Below are 18,955 nucleotides of genomic sequence, written 5' to 3' on the forward strand. Positions count from 1 at the left end.
CAAAGGGTGATTCTTAAGCTGTGCAGGGTATTAGACCCCCAGGTAAGCGCTGCGCACCCGGTCGTCATGGAGCAGTTCGTCACGGCTGCCCTCGATGGTCACCCTGCCGCCCTCCAACACGTAGGCGCGGTGGGCGATGCCCAGAGCGGCGAAGGCGTTTTGCTCGGCCAGCAGCACGCTCACCCCGGCCTCGTTGACCCGCACGACGGCGTCGAACACCTGATCGACCACCAGCGGCGCGAGGCCCAGGCTCGGCTCGTCGAGCAGCAGCAGCTTGGGCCGGGCCATCAGCGCCCGCCCGATGGCGACCATCTGCTGCTGCCCGCCCGACAGACTCCCGGCAGGGTCGCTCCGCTTTTCGGCCAGCACCGGAAAGAGTTGGTAGATGCGCTCCAGCTCGGCTTGGTTGCCAGCCGCGTCGCGGCGGTGGGTGTAGCCGCCCAGCCGCAGATTCTTCTCGACGCTGAGCTGCGAAAACAGCAGCCTGCCTTCCGGGCACTGCGCCACGCCCAGATTCACGCAGCGCTCCGGGCGGCCCAGCGTCAGCAGCTGGCCGTCGTAGGTGGCCTCGCCTTGGCTGGGGCGCTGGAGTCCGGAGAGGGTGCGAAACAGACTGCTCTTGCCCGCGCCGTTGGCCCCCAGCAACACCACGATCTCGCCGGGCTTGACCTGGAGGTTGATGCCGTGCAGCGCCGTGTAGACGCCGTAGCGCACCGAGAGGTCGCGGACCTCAAGCATGCTGGACTTCCTGTCGGGCTGGTCCGACTGGCTCTGCTTTATTCATGGCTGCCCTCCAGCCGGGCCGCTTCCTCGGCCAGATCGATTTTGAATTCCTGCTGCACGTGCGGCGCGGCGTGACCGCCCAGGTAGGCTTCCACCACCCTAGGATCGCGGCTGACCTGGGCGGGCGACCCTTCGGCGATCTTCTCGCCGTGGTGCAGCACCATGATGTGGTCGGCCAGCGTCATGATCATGCTCATCTTGTGTTCGATCAGCACCACCGTCAGGCCACTTGCGGCCAGCTCACGGATGGTGCGGGTCAGATTGACGGTTTCCTCGGGGTTGATGCCCGCCGCCGGTTCGTCGAGCAGCAGCACCTGCGGCCCGGTGGCCAGCGCGATGGCGATGCTGACCCGCTTCTGGGCTTCCTGGGTCAGGCTCCCGGCGGGCAGGTGCGCCTGTCCCTCTAGGCCCACCCGGCGCAGCGCGGCGAGGGCGGCCTCCTGGCTGGCCCGGCGCTCGCGGCGTTCGCGGCCTGTCAGCAGCAGCGCGTCCCACAGCCCGCTGCGGGTGCGGACCCGGTGGCCCAGCAGGGCATTGTCGAGCACGCTGAGTTCCTTGTAGATGGTCGTCGTCTGGAAGGTGCGGGCCACGCCCAGCGCCACCACCTGGTGGGTCGGCAGACCGGTGATGTCCTGGCCGCCGAAGGTCACGCGTCCGCTGGTGGGCTGGTAAAAGCCGCTGAGCAGATTGAAGAAGGTGCTCTTGCCCGCACCGTTGGGGCCGATGATGGCGGTGATGATGCCGGGCTGGATGCTGCCGGTCACGTTCTGCACCGCCTGGTTGCCGCCGAAGCGGATGCCCAGATTCTCAAACGCCAGCATCGCTCGCCTCCCTCAGCGCCGGGGGTCGGTTGGCCCGCAGGCGAGTCCACAGCCCGGCCAGTCCTGCCGGGAAAAACAGCACCAGCAGCACCAGCAGCGGCCCCAGCACCACGTACTGATAATCCTGCAGGCCCTGAATGAACTGCTGAAGCACCCGGATGATCAGGGTGCCCAGCAGCGGCCCGGCCAGCGTGCCCACGCCGCCCACCAGCAGGTACAGCAGAATGGTGAAGGTGGTGCTGGGGCCGGTGATGGCCGCGCCCAGAAAGCCGATGTAGACGGCGTAGAGGCCGCCCGCGAAGCCTGCCAGGGCGGTGGAGAGCATCATCACCCGCAGCTTGTGGGTGTAGACGTTGATTCCAGCACTGCGAGCCAGGTCTTCCCCGCCCCGGATGGCGATCAGACTCTTGCCGAACAGGGACGCCCGCACCCGCGCCACCAGGAAGACGGTCAGCGCCAGCGCGACGAGCGCCAGGTAAAAGAAGCTGGCTGCCTTGCCGAAATCGAGGCTGCCCAGCTTCGGTGCGGCGATGCCGTTGAGGCCGTCGTTGCCGCCGGTCAGGCGGTCCCACTTGTTGATGCTTTCGGTGATGATGACGCCCACGCCCAGCGTGAAGATGGCGAACACGTCGTCGCGGGTGCGAAATGCCACCAGCCCCAGCAGCAGCCCCAGCGCCGCGCACAACACAATCGCCAGCGGCCAGGCCAGCCAGAAACTCCAGCCCAGCTTTAGGGTCAGGATGCCTACCGTGTAGGCTCCGATGCCGAAGAACCCGGCGTGCGCCAGCGGCAGCAGTCCCGCGTAGCCGAGCATCACGTTCATGCCGTAGGCGGCGATGGCGAAGATCATCACGTTGATGGCCACATCGAACAGGTAATTGTTGTGAACGAAGATCGGCACCACGGCAGCCAGCACCAGCACCAGCAGCCAGGGCCAGCCGGTGGGCAGGCTACGGGCGGGCGTCGGCGCGAGGCTCACGCGGTCCGCCCGAACAGGCCCTGGGGCCGGATTGCCAGCACGATCACCAGCACGGCGAAGCCCACCACGTCGGCGAAGTTTGCGCCCACGAAGACGCCCCCGAAGATCTCAGCGAAGGCCAGCAAGAAGGCCCCCACGATGGCCCCCGGCACGCTGCCCATGCCGCCCAGCACGATGATGGCGAACACCTTGAGGTTCATGATCTCGCCCATGCTCGGCGACACCAGGCTGGTCGGCGCGTAGAGTGCGGCGGCAACGGCGGCCAGCGCGCCCGAGATAAAGAAAGTCAGCGAGGCCACCCGGCCAACCGGAATGCCGACCAGGCGCGCGCCCTCACGGTTCTGGGCCATCGCCTCGATGGTGGCTCCGGTGGTGGTGCGCTTGAGAAAATAAAACAGCGCCAGCATGACCAGCACCGAGGCCACGATCATCAGCAGCCGTTGCCCGGTGAGACTCAGACCCGCGAAGGTGATGATGCCGGTCACCGGCGAGTTGAGCAGCTTGAAATCCGGCCCCCAGATGAGTTGCACGCAGGCTTCCAGAAAAAACAGTACCCCGATGGCCGCGATCATCGGCGAGACGCCGGGTGAACCGCGTAGTGGGTAGAACACCAGCCGTTCGAGCAGCATCGCCAGCAGGCCCAGCGCGACGGCGGCCAGCCCTAATGCCAGGAAATACGGCACACCGAAGTCGGTCAGCAGCGCCCAGGTGACGTATGCGCCCACCATATAGAGGCTGCCGTGGGCGAAGTTGGGAATCTTCATGACGCCGTAGACTAGTGTCAGTCCCAGTGCTACCAGGCTGTAGGCGCCGCCCAGCGCCAGCGCGTTGAGGAGTTGTTGAAAGAGAATCAGCACAGGGTCAACCTCCTGAAGTCGGCCTGAAGATAGAGATGGAGAAACGCTGCGCTCTCCGGCGAAAACCCGGAAGAAAGCGCAGCGCGGACGGCCAGCAGTTTCTGGTCAGCGGGTGGAAGTGAGGATAGGTGGGAGCTGTCTCTCTAATTGTATATATTCAAGGAAACTGGCCCCGACTTATTTGGGATTGAGATGATACAGCTCGATGCCCAGAGCCGTGCTATTGGGAAAGCCCTTCCAGGACGTATCGTCGGCCTTGGGGGTGCCGTCGGCGTTGCGGCTGTATTTGCCGTCCTGAGCGATGGGCGTGGGCACATTGAGGTAGGCGGCGTCTTCCGTTTTGCCTTTCAGGCGGTAGTCCAGGAAGGCCGTCACGAAATGCTCGTTGAGATTGTTCAGGCGCTGCATGTCCCACGCAGATTCGGCGTAGTGACCGTACTCGTCGGGGCTGCCCAGGCTGGCGGCGGGCGGCGGGTTGGGCGCAGAGTTGTGGCGGGCGTTCTGGTAGACCACCATATAGCGGTCCGAGTTGACGGCGTTCTCGAACAGGGGTTTGACGCCGTTCTGGTAGAAGGCCACGTTGTCCTGGCTGCCCACCACGAACAATGTCGGCACGGTAATGGCGCTCAGACCCGCCGCGTTCCAGAAGCCGAACTCCGCCGCCGTGTTGACGCCGATGGCCTTCACCGCCGCGTCACCGCCCCAGGGCGCGAAGGCCACCACGGCCTTGAGGCGCGGGTCCACCGTGAACTGGCCGAGCTGCCGGGCCGTGAGCGCGTTACCAGGCACGAAGCCCAGCACCTGATCGGCGTAGCCCGCTCCGGCAAAGTTGAGCGCGCCGTAGCCGCCCATGCTGTAGCCGAGCAAAGCAGTGTTGTTGGCGTCCACCAATTTGTTCAGGAAGCCGCTGCCCGACTCCGACAGGGCCGCCACCGCGTCGAGCACCGCCTGATCGTCCTGGGCACGGTTGAGCAGGGTGCTGGCGAAGGCCGCCTTGTCGGCGTGGGTGCTGTCGGTGTGGTCGATCGAGGCAATGACGTAGCCCTTGCTGGCCAGGTTCTCAGCCAGGTAGCTCATCAGGTAGCGGCTGCCGGGATAGCCGTGCGAGAAGATCACCAGCGGGTACTTGCCGCCCGCCAGATTGGGAGCCGCGTCGCGGGCAGCCCGGCCCGGAAAGGTGAACGGCACGACGGGCCGCTTGGGATCGCCGGGACCGCTGCCGAGCGCATCCTGATAAGTGGTGGTTTCCGTCTGCCCGTCCGCCAGGGTCGCCGGATACCACACCTCGACGATGAGCGGACGGTCGTAGCGCGGCAACGGGTCGGGCGCGGGAGTCGTGGCCGCCGCCTTGGCGATGTCGAGCACGTCCTTGCGAACCAGCGAGATGGTGCGCACGCCCACCTGATAAGCGCCGCGCGCGCTCAGCTCGGGAGCGTCGGGGCGAGCGTCGCCGGGGTAGACTTGGGCAAAGCCCTCAGGCGAGATAACTGGGGGAGTGGACTGTGCCAGCGTGGATTGGGCCAGTCCAGCACCCGAGGCGGCCAGCAGCGAGGTCAGGAGCAGAGCGCTCAGGCCGGTCGAGAACCGTGCAGGAAAAAGAGACATCGTGAAACCTCCGGAAAGGAGAAGCTAAGGCAAAACGCCACCAGTACAGCAGCGAACAACGGGCTGCCGAAACCGCCAAACTTGAACCGACTCCAATTTCATTGTGCTTGCTTGGGCAGCATACACCACCTTGCGCCCAGCGCGAGTGAAAGGCAGACTGACCGCTCTCCCCTGCCCAGACAGCAAAGCAGACCGCAGCCGGAAAGCGCGAAGCTTCCGGCGCGGCCTGAAGACTCCGGGTCTCAGCCCTGATCGAGCGGGCGGATCAGGAGTTCGTTGACATTCACTCGCTCCGGCTGGGTCACAGCGTAGACGACGGCGGCGGCAATATCTTCGGATTGCAGCATTTCCATGTCCTTGATGCGGCCCTCGTAGGCGTCCTTGGTCTGGGTGTGGGTGATGTGATCGGTCAGCTCGGTGGCGACCACGCCGGGTTCGATGACGGTCACGCGAATGCGGTCGGCCTTGGCTTCCTGGCGCAGGCCCTCGCTGAATCCCCCCACCGCCCACTTGCTGGCACTGTATCCAGCACTCAGCGGACTGGCCCCGCGCCCCGACACCGAGGAAATGTTGACGATGTGCCCGCTCTTTTGCGGTTTCATGACGTCCAGCGCCGCCTGAGAGAGATGCATCAGCGCCGTGACGTTGAGGTCCATCATGCGGCTCAGGTCGCTGGGATCGCCTCCCGAGAGCGGACCGAGCAGCATCACGCCCGCGTTGTTCACCACGATGTCCAGACGGCCCAGGGTGCTGACGGCCTGCTTGACGACCTCCGCGCCCTGTCCGGCCTGCGCCAGATCCGAGACGATCACGGCCACCTGACCGCCCATGCCCTGAATTTTGGCGGCGAGTTCGTCGAGTCGGTCCTTGCGCCGTGCCACCAACGCCACCGCCGCGCCGTGTTCGGCCAGGGCCAGGGCGGTGGCCTCGCCAATGCCGCTGGAGGCTCCGGTCACGAGGGCGACTTTTCCTGCCAATTTTCCGTTTGCCTGGGTCATGTTGTCTGCTCCTTCTGGGGGGTTAAGCCGTAGAGTTCGCCGTACTTGCCGCTGAGGTACTCCAGATACGGCTGTGGATCGAGGCCGCGCCCGGTCACGCGCTCTAGCAGTTCGTGCGGGGTGTAGGTGCGGCCATACTGATAGATGTTGTCGGTGAGCCAGCCGCGCAGGGGCGCGTACTCGCCGCGCTGAAGGCCACTTTCCAGATCGGGCAGCTCTTCGAGCGCCGCCGCATAGAACTGCGAGGCCATCACGTTGCCGATGGTATAAGTGGGAAACGAGCCGAACATGCCCGCCGACCAGTGAATGTCCTGCAGCACGCCATGCGCGTCGTCCGGGACGTCCAGGCCGAGATCAGTCTTGATGCGGGCGTTCCAGGCCTCGGGCAAATCCTTGACCGCCAGCTCACCGCCGATCAGCGCCCGTTCCAGCTCGACGCGCAGCATAATGTGGAGGTCATAGGTCAGTTCATCGGCCTCCACCCGGATGAGGCTGGGGCGCACCGTATTGACGGCGCGGTGGAACGCGGCGGTGTCCACGTCTGCGAGCGCTTCGGGGAAGGTCTCTCGAAGCAGCGGAAAGTGCAGTTCCCAGAACGCTTTCGAGCGCCCGATGCGGTTTTCCCACAGCCGCGACTGGCTTTCGTGGGTGCCGTAGCTGGCCCCGGCCACCGCGTAGAGGCCCAGCAGGTCGCTGGTGAGCACGGTGCGGCTCAGCTCGGGGCGGACACCCTGCTCGTACATGGCGTGCCCCGTCTCGTGCAGCGTGCCGAACAACGCGCCCGGCAGGAAGTTTTCCTGGAATCGGGTGGTGATGCGCACGTCCTGACGGGTGAAACTGATCTCGAAGGGATGCGCCGATTCGTCGAGCCGCCCGCGCTGTGTGTCGTAGCCGAACGCCTGCGCCAGCTTCAGCGAAAGGCGTTTTTGTTCGGCAGCCGGATAATGGGCGCGCAAGAAGGCCGTGTCCGGCTGTGGACGCTGCTGAATGGCCTGCAAGAGCGGCACGTGGTGGGCGCGCAGCCGCTCGAACAGGGGCAGCAGCGTCGCCACCGTCACGCCCGGCTCGTACATGTTCAGCAGGGCGTCGTAGGGGTGGCCCTCATAGCCCAACGCCTCGGCCAGCTGGCGGTTGAGTGCCACCATGCGCGTGAGCTGCGGGGCGAACAGCTGAAAGTCGCTGGCGGCCCTGGCCCGCGCCCACACGTCCTGCGCCTCGGATTTGAGGAGGGCCAGTTCGCGGGTCAGCTCGGCGGGGACGCGCTTCAGAGCTGAAATGGCGTCCAGCGCTTGCTGGGCGGCACGGCCCTCCACAGCGTCGCCGCCGACGGCCTGCGCCGCCGCTTGATACGACGGATCGAGTAATTTTTCCTGGGCCAAAGCGCTGATGGTCGCCATCTGCTGGGCGCGTGCGCCGCTGCCCCCGGCGGGCATCTGGGTGCGGGCATCCCAGTTCAGCACATTCAGGACGCACAAAAGGTCGTTGATTTCCGCCGAGCGGCGCTGGAATTCATTCATTTTTCTTCTCTCCTAACGTCCACCAGAACTGCGCCCAGGCGTTTTGGCCCTCATACAGCCTCGGCACCCGAAAAAATTCGTTGGGCGCGTGGATGTCCTCGTCGCCCACCGCGAAGCTGAAGAACACGGTGTCCAGGCCCAGCACGCTCTGAAAAGTCTCCAGTACGGGAATGCTGCCACCCATCCCCACGTCCAGCGGCGGCTTGCCGTAGAGACCGGCCAGCACTTCACGGGCCACCACCGCGCCGGGGTGATCCTCGGGCAAGTGGTAGGCGCGTGCGCCGTGTTCGCTGGGATGCAGTTCCAGGGTGACGCCGGGCGGCAGATTGGCCTCCAGATGGGTTCTGAGCAGCTGCGCGACGCGCTCCGGCTCCTGCCCCGGCACCAGGCGGCAGGTGATCTTGGCGTGGGCCTCGCTGGGCAGCACAGTCTTGCTGCCCTCGCCGGTGTAACCGCCCCACATTCCGTTGATTTCCAGCGTGGGTCGGTGCCACTGGCGCTCCAGGGTGGAGTAGCCTTCTTCGCCGTAAACGGCAGATGCGCCGGTCTGGGCCAGGTACGCCTCGTCGGTGAAGGGCAGGTGCTGGATCCCGTCGCGCTGCTGGGGCGTCAGCTCGGAAACGCCGTCGTAGAAGCCCGGCACCGTCACGCGGCCCGACCCGTCGTGGAGTCCGGCGATCAGCGCCGAGAGCGCGTGCAGGGGATTATGAACGCTGCCGCCGTGCCGCCCAGAGTGCAGGTCCTTGGCGGGGCCGCGCACGGTCAGCTCCAGCGCCGCCAGCCCACGCGCGCTCACCGTCAGCGAGGGCGTTTCGGCACTCCACATGCCACCGTCGGCACTCAGGACGAAATCGGCTTTGAGCCGCTCGGCATTCTGCGCGACGAGTTCGTTCAGGTGGGCGCTGCCGATTTCTTCCTCGCCCTCGAACAAAAACTTGAGGTTGAGGGGCAACCGGCCCAGCGTGGACAGGTAGGCGTCCACGACCTGCACGGTCAGCAGCAGCGGCCCCTTGTCGTCGCTGACGCCGCGCCCGTAGATTCTTTCGCCCTTGACGGTGGGCGTGAACGGCGGTGTCTGCCATTTTTCCAGCGGATCGGGTGGCTGAACGTCGTAATGACCGTAGACGAGCAGGGTAGGCGCGTCCTCTCCAGCGTCCAGATATTCGCCGTAGACGGCGGCGTGTCCGGCAGTGGGCCACAGTTCCACGGTTTTCAGGCCAGCGCGTTTCAATCGTTCCGAGAGCCACTGCGCCGCCCGATGCATGTCCGGTGTGTGGCCCGGCTGAGCGCTGACACTGGGAATGCTGGCGAAGGCCATCAACTCAGCCAGAGAGGCGTCTGCGCGTTCGTCCAGCCGCGCCAGCACGTCGGCAAGGCTACTCATTTGCCGCCGTCCACGCTCAAGATCTGCCCCGTAATCCATCTGGCCTGTTCGGAGGCAAAAAACAGCACGGCGTTGGCGATGTCTTCCGGCGTGCCCAGGCGCTTGAGGGCAATGCCCTCAACCAGTTTGCGCTGGCCTTCCTCGCCGTAGCTCTGCCACTGCCGCTCGGTGGTGGGGTTGCTGCGCACGAAACCGGGAGCGACATTGTTGACCGTGATGCCCCACGCGCCCAGTTCGTGCGCCAGTTGGCGGGTCAGGCCGATCTGCGCGGCCTTGGCGGAAGCGTACGCCTGAATGCCGGTCAGGCTGATCCCCAGGCCCGCGCCGCTGGAAATGTTGACGATCCGGCCCGACTGCTGGGCTTTCATGTGCGGGGCCACCGCCTGGGCGAAGAAAAACGCCCCGTCCACATTGACGGCAAAGATTGAGTGCCAGTCCTGGGGGCTGATCTCCTCAATGGGGCGGCCGACCTGTCCCAGCACGCCGCCCGCGTTGTTGACCAGCACATCCACTCGGCCCGTTTCTATCACTACTTCAGCCACGAACGCCGAGACCGCCGCGCTGTCGCCCACGTCCACCGCGCGGGTGTGAATGGTCAGGCTGTCATGCTGAGCCAGCCGGACCGTCTCACTCAGGCCCTCGGTGTTCATATCGCAGGCCCAGACGCTCGCCCCTTCCCGAGCGAAGGCGTGGGCAATCGCCCGCCCGAAGCCGTGGGCTGCGCCGGTCACGATGACGGTCTGGGCTGCGAACCTCTCCCCCGCCGTCACGCCTGCTCCTGAAGCATCGACGTGCGCAGTTCGGCCAGGTTGCTCCGGCCCAGTTCGCGCGTGCCGTCCTCGATCTCGTGAATCAGCGTGACCAGATGGGCGGTCAGCGGCGTGGGGACCCCATGCTGAATCCCGAAATGCACCACCCAGCCGAGTTGGGCGTCCACCTCCGTTCGCCGTTTCCTGACCGCCAGATCGCGCCAGATGCCGCTGTGGGTCTTGGCACTGCGGCGGTTAAAGGCCACCATCTCGTCCAGGCTGGCCGCCGCTGCCGCGTCGCTCGCCGAGGGCAGAAAAGCGGCCGGGTCAAAGCCGTTGAAGGCTTCGGGCGTGATGCCGTGCGCCAGGGCGACGCGCATGACCTCGCGGCCCAGTTCGGTGTAGAGCGGGCGGTCTTCAGGCTGCCCGAGCGCATCGGCAATGCTGTCGTTGGTGACGGCGGTGGCAAACAGCAGCGCGCCGTAGGCCAGCTTGCTCCAGAGATAGCCGAACACGTTGGAGCTGAGGACCGCAGCCGGTTCGAAGTGCTGAAGCACGGCATGAAGCCGCTTGGCACGTTCAGTGATCTCACCGCCCTGCTCGCCGATGACCACCACCCCGCGCCCGCCGTAATGCACCACGCCGGGTTCCAGGTAATCCGCACCGAAGTTGACGAAGCTGCCCAGCACCTGCTCCGGCGGGAGATGTTCGTTGATGATCAACGGGTTGAGGCCGTTCTGGATGGAGACCACCACGCCACCGGCGTGGAGATGGGGCGCGAGGGCTTTTGCCGCCTGCGCCGTGTGCTGGGCCTTGGTACACAGCAGGATAGTGTTCCACTGGCCTTCCAGGGTGTCTGGCGTGAAGGCGGGTGCCTGAACCGTGAAGTCACCGAACGGGCCATTGATGCTCAGGCCGCGCCCGTTGATGGCCTGGATATGGTCGGCGGCCACGTCCACGAACGTCACGTCAAAGCCGCCTTGCAGCAGATACGCGCCGATCGTGCCGCCGATGGCCCCGGCTCCCCAGATCAGGATGCGTTGCGAATCGTCCTCGTTCACCCGGCCCATCCACTTTCCAGCAGGGCGCGGGTCTCCTTGACGGCCACGTCCCAGATCGCCTGCATGTCGGTGTCGGGGCGCTGGAATTTGCCGCCGAAATTGCCCTCGCCCAGATACTCGCGCACTCCCTGGGGGCCGAGCAGCCGCATATGGTCGAAATTGATCCCGGTTTTCTCCTCGTCGGGCATCGTCACCCCGTCCAGCCGCGTCCAGGGAAAGTTCTCCATCCAGGATGCGTGACTGGCGTTGGAATCGGTGGCCTGCACCTTGGCCCAGACCTGCGGCGCGTTCCACCAGTTGTGAAACTTGATCTGGGTGCCGGGGTGATCGGCCATCCACTCGGCGGCAAAGCCCTGCGCCGGGGTGTTGCCGCCGTGCCCGTTAACGATCAGGATGCGCCGGAAGCCCTGCTCGTGCAAGTCGTCCAGAATGTCGCGCACCACGGCCAGGTACGTCTGCACCCGGATGTTGATACTGCCGGGATAAGCCCGGAAATAAGGCGTGATGCCGTAGGGCAACACCGGAAAGACCGGCACGCCCGAGTCGCCCACCGCGTCGTGCGCCAGTTTGGAGGGCAGGATGTTGTCCACGCCCAGGCTCAGGTAAGCGTGCTGCTCGGTGCTGCCCAGCGGCAGAATGCAGCGGTTGTCACGCTTGAGGTACTCTTCCACCTGCATCCAGTTCATCTGTTCAATGGCGGTCATGACAGCTCCTTTCTCGCTCTGTTTTGCGGTGTGCGCTGGGCAGCCACGGCAGGCAGCACCAGCTCCTCGATCCCGCGCGGATCGACGATGTAGCGGTATTCGAAAGCGGGCCTATAGGGCATCAGGGTACGGACGGTCTCGGAGCCGGTGGCGTAGATCGCCACGTCGCAGCCGTCCAGCACGGTTTGCAGGTTCTCGGCGTTGAGGTGGGTGGCCTGAATCGCCGAGACATGCGGCGCAAACCTCCGGACGCCGCCCAGGAAGGTGGGCAAAAATTCCTCGAAGGTCGCCACGATGGCCAGTCGGGTCAGCGGGTCCAGTGCCGCCAGCGCCGCGCGGGTGCGCTGCGAGGGAATGAAGCCCAGCGGAATGACTTCCCAGCCGGGCAAAAGCGCCCGTGTCTCGGCCAGGCGGTGCGCCAGCGCCAGCACCACGTCGGCGTTCTGCGCTCCCTCCAGCGCACGCCCGGAGCGCAGGTCGTCGAGCGTCACGGCCTGAACGCGGTCTCCAGCGGGCAAGGCCGCCTGCACGTCCGCCGCGTAACTGCGGGTGGCGTCGGCGAACAATCCCACCAGCAGCACGCTGACGCCGTTCTGGGGCGGGCGGGCGCCGCGGGCGATGAGGGCGCTCATGGCCTCGCTGATCTGGCGCAGGCTGTAGCCCTCGCCCTCGGCCTGAACCAGCGTGTCCGTCAACAGCCGGGTCAGCCGCGCCGGATCGGGGCCGGGGGGAGGCTGCGGCGCGTCGGCCACGAAGGTGCCGCGCCCGCGCGAGGTGATGATCAGGCCCAGACCCAGCAGCTCCTTGTAGACGCCCGCCACGGTCATGTGCGCCACGCCCAGCTCCTGCGACAGCTCGCGCACGCTGGGCAGCCGCGCGCCGCGTGGAATGTCACCGCAGGCAATTCCGTATTCGAGTTGCCCGCGCAGCTGGGTCCCTACCGGCACGCCCAGACTGCGGTCGATGCCCAGCGGCCAGGTGAAGGTCTCGGGAGCGTGTCCGGCGGGAGCGTCCAGCACATCCGGTTTCATCCGGTCGCCTGCGCGGTGGAAACCGGGTCATACAGATGGCAGGCCACTTCCGGGCCGTCTTCCAGCTTAAGGAGGGCGGGCCGCTCGGTGGCGCAGCGCTCAAAAGCGTGCGGGCAGCGCGTGCGAAAGGCGCAACCGCTCGGCACATTCAGCGGGCTGGGCAGTTCGCCCGTGATGGCCGGGGCCGCCGTGCGCCGCGACGGATCGAGGGTGGGTGCAGCGGCCAGGAGTGCTTGCGTGTACGGATGACGCGGCGCGGTGAAAATCGCCTCGGTGTCCGACACCTCCACCACCCGGCCCAGGTACATCACCGCCACCCGGTGCGAGATGTGGCGCACCAGCCGCAGATCGTGGGCCACGAACAGGACGGTCAGATCGAGGCGCTCTTGCAACTCCAGCAGCAGGTTGACCACCTGCGCCTGCACCGACACGTCCAGCGCCGAGACCAGCTCGTCGGCGATCAAGCACTCCGGCTCCAGCGCCAGCGCCCGGGCAATCCCGATGCGCTGGCGCTGACCACCAGAAAACTCGTGCGGCAGGCGTCCGGCGGCCTCAGGCGGCAGGCCCACCAGTTGAAGCAATTCGCGCACGCGGGCGGGTTGCTCTGCTGCGGGGCGCATGTGGTGAACGCTCAGCGCCTCGCGCAGCACCGCCTCCACGGTCATGCGCGGGTTGAGGCTGGAATAGGGGTCTTGAAAGATCATCTGCACCCGGCGGTTGTACTGGCGCAGGGCCGGGCCGCGCAGCGAAAGCACGTCGAGGTCACCGTAACGGACGCTGCCCCGGTCGGCGTCGTAGAGCCGCACCAGGGTGCGTGCCAGGGTGGATTTGCCGCAGCCGCTCTCGCCCACGATGCCCAGCGTCTCGCCGCGCCGCACAGTGAGTTCCACGTCGGTCAGGGCCTGTACGGCGCGTCTGGGCTGTCCTCTCCAGCGTGAAAGCAGGCTCTGGGCCACCGGAAAGGTTTTGGTGAGGCTGTGAATCTCCATCAGGGGCGGTGTGGATTTGGACAGAGGAACGGTCATACGCCCACCTCCTCAAGCGTGGATTTGAGGGCGGGCAATTCGTCGTAGTGAATGCAGGCACTGAAGCGCCCTGGGGCGACTTCCAGCAGCGGCGGCTCGCCCGTCCGGCAGGCCTCGGTCACGTACGCGCAGCGCGGCGCAAACGGGCAACCCGGCGGCAGCGAGCGCAAATCGGGCGGCCCGCCGGGAATCGGCTGCAAGGGGCGGCGGTGCTCCCCGGCTCCCGGCAGGCTTTGCAGCAGCCCCAGCGTATAGGCGTGCTTCGGCGCGTGAAACAGGTCATTGACGCCCGCCGTTTCCACCAATCGCCCGCCGTACATCACTGCCACCCGGTCACAGGTCTGCGCCACCACACCCAGATCGTGCGTAACCAGAATGACGCTCATGTGCAGCTCCTCGCGCAGCCGCAGCAAGAGCCGCAGAATCTGATCCTGAATGGTCACGTCCAGCGCCGTCGTCGGCTCGTCGGCCAGCAGAAGCTGCGGCTCGGAGGCCAGCGCGATGGCGATCATGGCCCGCTGGCGCATGCCGCCGGAGAACTGGTGCGGGTAATCCGACAAGCGGGCGCGCGGGCTGGGAATGCCGGTCAGATCCAGCAGTTCGGCGGCCCGCTCCTGCGCCGCGCGGCCCCGCAGGCCTTTGTGCTCGCGCAGGTTTTCTCCGATCTGTTCGCCCACCGTCAGCACGGGATTAAGGGCCGACATCGGTTCCTGAAAGATCATACTGATCTGCCCACCGCGCACCGAGCGCAACTTCGCGTCGGAGGCGGCCAGGAGATTCTGGCCGCCGTACTCCACCGTCCCGGTCATCTGAATGGGGGGGCGGTGAAGGCGAATCAGGGAGCGCAGGGTCACGCTTTTGCCGCTGCCCGATTCGCCCACCAGCCCCAGCACCTCGCCGGGCATCAAGTCGAAGTTGACGCCGCGCACGGCATGGAGCACGCCGCCGGGCGTGGGAATGCGGACGTTCAGATCACGGACGCTGAGGTGCGGGGCCGTCATGCGCGGGGCCTCAGGGCGTCGGCCAGCCCGTCACCGATCAAGCTGAAGGTCACGCCCGCCAGGGTCAGGGCCAGGCCTGGAAAAGTACTGATCCACCAGGCGGTGGCCATGAAGTTCTTGCCGTCCGCAACCATGACGCCCCATTCCGGCGTCGGCGGCTGCGCGCCCAGGCCCAGATAGCCCAGCGACGCGCCCAGCAGGATGCCCAGGCTCATGTCAGTCATCAGGTAGACGATGGCGGGCGACACAGCGTTGGGCAGCAGATGACGCAGCAGAATGCGGCTGGGGCTGTAGCCGAGTACCCGCCCGGCCTGCGCGTACTCGGCCTTCTTCTGGGTCAGCACCTCGCCGCGCGTCAGCCGCCAGTAGCTGACCCAGCCCACCGCACTCACCGCGATATACATGTTGTTAAGGCCTGGCCCCAGCACCGCCACGATGGCGATGACCAGCACCAGAAAGGGAAACACCACCACCAGATCGGCGATGCGGCCCACCACGGCGTCGCTCCATTTGCCCAGGTAGCCGGTCAAAGCACCAAGCAGCGTGCCGAAGATGAACGGAAAGAGGGTGGTGAAAATAGCGATCTGCATATCGACACGGGTGCCGTAGATGATCCGGCTGAGAATGTCGCGCCCGAAATTGTCGGTGCCAAAGATATGCTTGGCATTCGGCCCCTGCAAGATCGCCTCGTAATCGAAGTCGGTGGGGCTATAGCGGGCCAGATACTGCGGAAAAATGGCAGCCACAATCAAGACAAGCAGCAGGACCAGCCCGATCAGCAGCGTCGCCTTGGGCATCCGGCGACGCGGGCGAACAGCCACTTCCAGCGCAGGGGAGTGCATGGTGGTCATGTGGCTCCTTCGAAAGACTGTGGGCTGCGAGTTGGAAGCTGTGGGGAAAGATTAAATCCACAATCCACAATCCACGACCTGCGACCCAGCGTCACGACAGCTCCGCACGCGGGTCGAGGCGGGCGTGAATCAGATCGGTCGCCAAAAACACCAGCGACACCAGCACCGCAAATACCAGCGTCAGGCCCTGAATCACCGGGTAGTCGCGCCCGAAGATAGCGTCGATCATCAGTTTCCCGACGCCGGGGATGGCGAAAACCGTCTCGGTAATGACGGCCCCACCGATCAGCCCGCCGACGTTGAGACCGAGCAGAGTGACGGTGGCGATCAGGGCGTTGCGCAGCACGTGGCGGGTCATGATGACGCGGCTGCGGAGGCCTTTCGCGCGAGCAAAATCCACGTACTCGGCGGTCAGCACCTCGATGACGCTGTTGCGCAGGGTGCGGACCAGAATCGCCGCCAGGTTCAGGCCCAGTGTCAGGGCGGGCAAGAACATGTGGTAAATGTGATCACCGAAGGTCACGCCGTAGCCGCCGATGGGAAACCAACCCAGCCGAGCGCCGAGCAGGGTCAGCAGTTGCAGGGCCACATAAAAACCCGGCAACGACAAACCCACCTGAAACACGGCCCGGATCAGGCTGTCAACCCAGGTGTTGCGGCGCACAGCGGCCAGAATTGCCAGTGGCACTGCCATGACCACGCCCAGCACAGAGGCGTACACGTCCAGGAATAGGGTGACCGGCAACCGGTCGAGCATCAGGCGCAGCACCGGCACCTTGAGGTTGATGCTCTCGCCCAGATTGCCGTGCAGCACCTGGTTCACGAAGAAACCGAACTGCACGATCAGGGGTTTGTCCAGGCCCAGCTCGCGGTTGGCACGCGCCACGTTCTCCGTGGTGGCCCGGTCACCGAGTATGGCGCTCACCGGGTCGCCGGGAATGAAGTGGATGAGCACGAAGACGACCACCATCACCGCCAGAAAGAGAGGAATGATCTGAAGAAGTCGCCGGATCACGTAACTGGAATGCATGGCACCTCCCTAGAGCGCATGGTGAAACAAGGCATGAGACGCGCCACGCCTGAAATTGGGAGAAGCGTGGCGCACGGAGACAAAGCGGCTTGGGCTTTACTTATCGAGCCAGGTGGCCTCAAAGATGTTGTTGCCGAGGGGAATCTGGTTAAAGCCCTTGACGAACTTGGCCAGCGCCACCGGATACGGCGTCTCGTAGAGATAGATGTTGGGGGAAGCGTTGTTGAAAATGGTCTGAATCTGCTTGTATTGCGCGGCGCGTTTGGCTTTGTTGGTTTCCTGCTGGCTCTGCACGAACAGCTTCTCGATGGTGGGGTCGCTGAAGCCGGTGTGGGCCGCTTCGGTGGTGCCCGCCACGGCGAAATAGCTGGTGATCTCGCTGGGATCGGCGAGGTCGTCGGTCCAGCCGCTGGCGCGCATCTGGAAGTCGTTGGCGCGGTAGCGAGCGGTATTGGTGGCGGCGTCGAGCTGCTCGATCTTGAGCCGCACGCCCACCGCGCTCCACATCTGCTGGAGGGTCGTCGCCAGCGCCTGACCGGTGGCGCTACCGGAGGTCACGATGATGCTCACGTCGATACCGTTGGCGTAACCTGCCGCCGCCAAAAGGGCCTTGGCCTTGGCCGGATCGTAGGGGAATCCCTTCAGAGTCTTGTCGAACAGCGGAGTGGAGGACGACATGAACGACGTCATCGGTTTGCCGGCGCCGAAGGTGACGAGCTGAATCAGGGCCGGGCGGTTGACGGCGTAGTTGAGCGCCTGACGCACCCGCACGTCCGAGAGTGGATTGGCCGTGCCGTTCTTGAGCTTGGGACGGTTGTTCATGAAGACGCTGTTGACCTGGGTGGAGGGAAACAGCATCATGTTAATTTTGGGATCGGTCTTGAGTTCGGGGGCCCGGCTGAGCGGAATGAATTCGGCTCCCTGAATTTCTCCGGCCTGAAGTTTCAGGATGCGGGTGTTGTCATCGGGAAGGATTTCGAAGCGCAGGGTATCGAGGTAAGGAAGCGCCTTCTTGTCCTCGCCCATTTTCCAGTAATACGGGTTGCGCTTGAGCACCATGTACGAGCCGCGCTTCCACTCGCTGAGTACGAAGGGGCCCGAGCCGATCGGATGCTCGGCGAACGCCTTGGCCTTCTCGGCGTCGTTCTTGCCGGGCGTGGCATCGAACAGCTTCTGCGGCATGATGCCGGTGTTGAAGGCCGCCAGCGCCGACGGCAGAACGGGATCGGGGTGCTTGAGTGTGATGGTCACGGTGTTGCCGCTGGCCGCGACGCTGGCGATCGATTCGATCAGGTAGCCCCAGATGCCGTTGTCGGGGTTGCGGGCACGGTCAAGGTTCCACTTGACGTCGGCGGACGTGATGGGGCTGCCATCGGCGAACTTGATGCCGGGGCGCAGGGTCAGCTTCATGGTCTTGCCGTCTTTGGACACCGTGTAGCGGCTGGCCAGCCCCGGCTGCACTCGCTTGCCGTCGGCGGTGGGTTGCAGCAGCGTGTCGTAAAGGTTGGTCAGGATCCAGATATCGAGGTTGGCGTCATTAAGCACCGGGTCCAGAAACAACGAGTCGGCAGCGCGGCCAAAGATCATCTGGCCGCCGCGAGTAACGCCGAGGGCCTGACCGAGAGAGAGCGTGGCGGCGAGGGCGAGCGCGGCGCGGGTCATTCTCTTCATTGGATCTCCTCTGGATTGTTCGGCTGCCGGGCAGCGGGGAGCACTCTGATCTCGTCGCTTCCTGTCGTTCGCTGAGCGTCAATAAACACTGGATTAAGTGTTCTATCAAACCATAACACCTGATCCGGAAGAGTGCAAGCGTGGTGACAGTGCCGGACAGACCGGTCGAAGTGCAAAAAATGGCCCGACGCCAAGCGCCGGACCAAGGGCAGTCAGACCTGGCGTTCAGTCAGCGCTCAACCCGCTCCAGCAGGGCACTCAAGGCCTGCCGGGTCAGCTCTGTGGTCAGGCCGTAAGCCAAATGTGACCCCGCTTCCCATAGCACTGCCGAAAGCGGCAATTGCCAGGGCCAGGCCTGAAAGCCGGTGGCAGGCACGGCGCTGGCGTGGGTCAGGCCGTAAAGTACCGCGCCTGCCGGAACGCCCGCACCCACCGTGACACCCGGCGCGATTTCGGCCAGCGCGCCGTAGACCGCGCCCAGGCCCGCGCCCATCGTGTAATGCACACCCTGCTGGGCCGCCAGCTTCTGCTGCTTGCTGAGGTTCACACCCTCGGCGTCGGCGGCGGCCTGAATCATCTCGGCGGGCGGCATGTGATCGATGCGCCCGCTGGGGTCGGCCCCGATCATCTTTTTCTCGGCGGCAGTGGGTGGAAAGAAGTGCTCGGCCAGGGTTTGCAGCGGCGGCTCGACCAGCGATTTGACGTACGCGCCGAGGATGCCCGCCGCTGCACCGATGAGGGCACCGCGCAGGAAATTAGGCTGATTCATGTCTGGCAGCTTAGACGGCTGCGGATGAGCCCAGACCGAGATGAAAAGGGCGGCTCAACATCAGCTTGACACTGCATAAAGACGGGCCGGATAAAATAACCGGGATGTCAAGCGACGTT

The 18,955-nt window shown here is 65.3% G+C and carries 18 protein-coding genes; all 18 read right to left on the minus strand.

Annotated elements, in window-relative coordinates; translation table 11 throughout:
- Positions 1-30: 30 nt before the first annotated feature.
- The 18 genes from GUI70_RS02370 to GUI70_RS02455 all read right to left on the minus strand — a co-directional run bounded on the left by GUI70_RS02370 (position 31) and on the right by GUI70_RS02455 (position 18,836).
- Positions 31-738: an ABC transporter ATP-binding protein gene (locus GUI70_RS02370; RefSeq protein WP_161880695.1), complete on the minus strand. Its 708-nt coding sequence runs from the start codon at positions 736-738 to the stop codon at positions 31-33.
- 38 nt (positions 739-776) lie between these two features.
- On the minus strand, positions 777-1,604 hold the full coding sequence (locus GUI70_RS02375; protein ID WP_161880696.1) for an ABC transporter ATP-binding protein: 828 nt from the start codon (positions 1,602-1,604) through the stop codon (positions 777-779).
- Positions 1,591-2,583 (minus strand): branched-chain amino acid ABC transporter permease, encoded by a 993-nt coding sequence (locus tag GUI70_RS02380; protein ID WP_237724648.1) that lies wholly within the window; start codon positions 2,581-2,583, stop codon positions 1,591-1,593. The genes GUI70_RS02375 and GUI70_RS02380 overlap by 14 nt, the downstream gene beginning before the upstream one ends.
- Positions 2,580-3,440, minus strand: a complete 861-nt coding sequence (locus GUI70_RS02385; protein WP_161880697.1) for a branched-chain amino acid ABC transporter permease — start codon at positions 3,438-3,440, stop codon at positions 2,580-2,582. Before GUI70_RS02385 ends, GUI70_RS02380 begins: the two co-directional genes overlap by 4 nt.
- A 177-nt stretch (positions 3,441-3,617) precedes the next feature.
- Positions 3,618-5,045, minus strand: a complete 1,428-nt coding sequence (locus tag GUI70_RS02390; RefSeq protein ID WP_161880698.1) for an alpha/beta hydrolase family protein — start codon at positions 5,043-5,045, stop codon at positions 3,618-3,620.
- Between the two features lie 242 nt (positions 5,046-5,287).
- Complete coding sequence (locus GUI70_RS02395; protein WP_161880699.1) at positions 5,288-6,043, minus strand: SDR family NAD(P)-dependent oxidoreductase; 756 nt, start codon at positions 6,041-6,043, stop codon at positions 5,288-5,290.
- A complete protein-coding gene (locus GUI70_RS02400) occupies positions 6,040-7,560 on the minus strand; it encodes a carboxypeptidase M32 (protein WP_161880700.1) in 1,521 nt (506 codons plus the stop codon). Before GUI70_RS02400 ends, GUI70_RS02395 begins: the two co-directional genes overlap by 4 nt.
- On the minus strand, positions 7,553-8,944 hold the full coding sequence (locus tag GUI70_RS02405; RefSeq protein WP_161880701.1) for a dipeptidase: 1,392 nt from the start codon (positions 8,942-8,944) through the stop codon (positions 7,553-7,555). The genes GUI70_RS02400 and GUI70_RS02405 overlap by 8 nt, the downstream gene beginning before the upstream one ends.
- Positions 8,941-9,714, minus strand: a complete 774-nt coding sequence (locus tag GUI70_RS02410; protein WP_161880702.1) for an SDR family NAD(P)-dependent oxidoreductase — start codon at positions 9,712-9,714, stop codon at positions 8,941-8,943. Before GUI70_RS02410 ends, GUI70_RS02405 begins: the two co-directional genes overlap by 4 nt.
- The gene (locus GUI70_RS02415; RefSeq protein ID WP_161880703.1) at positions 9,711-10,763 is read right to left on the minus strand and encodes a ketopantoate reductase family protein; all 1,053 of its coding nucleotides are present in this window, start codon (positions 10,761-10,763) and stop codon (positions 9,711-9,713) included. The genes GUI70_RS02410 and GUI70_RS02415 overlap by 4 nt, the downstream gene beginning before the upstream one ends.
- Positions 10,751-11,458, minus strand: a complete 708-nt coding sequence (locus GUI70_RS02420) for a creatininase family protein (RefSeq protein WP_237724649.1) — start codon at positions 11,456-11,458, stop codon at positions 10,751-10,753. The genes GUI70_RS02415 and GUI70_RS02420 overlap by 13 nt, the downstream gene beginning before the upstream one ends.
- Positions 11,455-12,489 (minus strand): GntR family transcriptional regulator, encoded by a 1,035-nt coding sequence (locus GUI70_RS02425; RefSeq protein ID WP_161880704.1) that lies wholly within the window; start codon positions 12,487-12,489, stop codon positions 11,455-11,457. The genes GUI70_RS02420 and GUI70_RS02425 overlap by 4 nt, the downstream gene beginning before the upstream one ends.
- On the minus strand, positions 12,486-13,514 hold the full coding sequence (locus GUI70_RS02430; protein ID WP_237724650.1) for an ABC transporter ATP-binding protein: 1,029 nt from the start codon (positions 13,512-13,514) through the stop codon (positions 12,486-12,488). The genes GUI70_RS02425 and GUI70_RS02430 overlap by 4 nt, the downstream gene beginning before the upstream one ends.
- Entirely contained in the window at positions 13,511-14,515 is a 1,005-nt protein-coding gene (locus GUI70_RS02435; protein WP_161880705.1) for an ABC transporter ATP-binding protein, read from the minus strand. The genes GUI70_RS02430 and GUI70_RS02435 overlap by 4 nt, the downstream gene beginning before the upstream one ends.
- On the minus strand, positions 14,512-15,366 hold the full coding sequence (locus tag GUI70_RS02440) for an ABC transporter permease (RefSeq protein WP_161880706.1): 855 nt from the start codon (positions 15,364-15,366) through the stop codon (positions 14,512-14,514). Before GUI70_RS02440 ends, GUI70_RS02435 begins: the two co-directional genes overlap by 4 nt.
- A 91-nt stretch (positions 15,367-15,457) precedes the next feature.
- Positions 15,458-16,396 carry an ABC transporter permease gene (locus GUI70_RS02445; protein WP_161880707.1) on the minus strand — a complete coding sequence of 313 codons (939 nt, stop codon included), beginning with the start codon at positions 16,394-16,396 and terminating at the stop codon, positions 15,458-15,460.
- A gap of 96 nt (positions 16,397-16,492) precedes the next feature.
- Positions 16,493-18,067, minus strand: coding sequence for an ABC transporter substrate-binding protein (locus GUI70_RS02450; protein ID WP_161880708.1), 1,575 nt, complete (start codon positions 18,065-18,067; stop codon positions 16,493-16,495).
- A 229-nt stretch (positions 18,068-18,296) separates the two neighbouring features.
- Positions 18,297-18,836, minus strand: a complete 540-nt coding sequence (locus GUI70_RS02455; RefSeq protein WP_161880709.1) for a DUF1440 domain-containing protein — start codon at positions 18,834-18,836, stop codon at positions 18,297-18,299.
- Positions 18,837-18,955 lie beyond the last annotated feature (119 nt).

Origin of the sequence: Deinococcus alpinitundrae (assembly GCF_009982895.1) — a bacterium.
GTDB lineage: Bacteria > Deinococcota > Deinococci > Deinococcales > Deinococcaceae > Deinococcus > Deinococcus alpinitundrae.

Bases quoted from the DNA above. Each gene is read 5' to 3' on its own strand.
- GUI70_RS02370 (WP_161880695.1), bottom strand. From the start codon at position 738: ATGCTTGAGGTCCGCGACCTCTCGGTGCGCTACGGCGTCTACACGGCG.
- GUI70_RS02375 (WP_161880696.1), bottom strand. From the start codon at position 1,604: ATGCTGGCGTTTGAGAATCTGGGCATCCGCTTCGGCGGCAACCAGGCG.
- GUI70_RS02390 (WP_161880698.1), bottom strand. From the start codon at position 5,045: ATGTCTCTTTTTCCTGCACGGTTCTCGACCGGCCTGAGCGCTCTGCTC.
- GUI70_RS02395 (WP_161880699.1), bottom strand. From the start codon at position 6,043: ATGACCCAGGCAAACGGAAAATTGGCAGGAAAAGTCGCCCTCGTGACC.
- GUI70_RS02400 (WP_161880700.1), bottom strand. From the start codon at position 7,560: ATGAATGAATTCCAGCGCCGCTCGGCGGAAATCAACGACCTTTTGTGC.
- GUI70_RS02405 (WP_161880701.1), bottom strand. From the start codon at position 8,944: ATGAGTAGCCTTGCCGACGTGCTGGCGCGGCTGGACGAACGCGCAGAC.
- GUI70_RS02415 (WP_161880703.1), bottom strand. From the start codon at position 10,763: ATGGGCCGGGTGAACGAGGACGATTCGCAACGCATCCTGATCTGGGGA.
- GUI70_RS02420 (WP_237724649.1), bottom strand. From the start codon at position 11,458: ATGACCGCCATTGAACAGATGAACTGGATGCAGGTGGAAGAGTACCTC.
- GUI70_RS02425 (WP_161880704.1), bottom strand. From the start codon at position 12,489: ATGAAACCGGATGTGCTGGACGCTCCCGCCGGACACGCTCCCGAGACC.
- GUI70_RS02430 (WP_237724650.1), bottom strand. From the start codon at position 13,514: ATGACCGTTCCTCTGTCCAAATCCACACCGCCCCTGATGGAGATTCAC.
- GUI70_RS02435 (WP_161880705.1), bottom strand. From the start codon at position 14,515: ATGACGGCCCCGCACCTCAGCGTCCGTGATCTGAACGTCCGCATTCCC.
- GUI70_RS02440 (WP_161880706.1), bottom strand. From the start codon at position 15,366: ATGACCACCATGCACTCCCCTGCGCTGGAAGTGGCTGTTCGCCCGCGT.
- GUI70_RS02445 (WP_161880707.1), bottom strand. From the start codon at position 16,396: ATGCATTCCAGTTACGTGATCCGGCGACTTCTTCAGATCATTCCTCTC.
- GUI70_RS02450 (WP_161880708.1), bottom strand. From the start codon at position 18,067: ATGAAGAGAATGACCCGCGCCGCGCTCGCCCTCGCCGCCACGCTCTCT.
- GUI70_RS02455 (WP_161880709.1), bottom strand. From the start codon at position 18,836: ATGAATCAGCCTAATTTCCTGCGCGGTGCCCTCATCGGTGCAGCGGCG.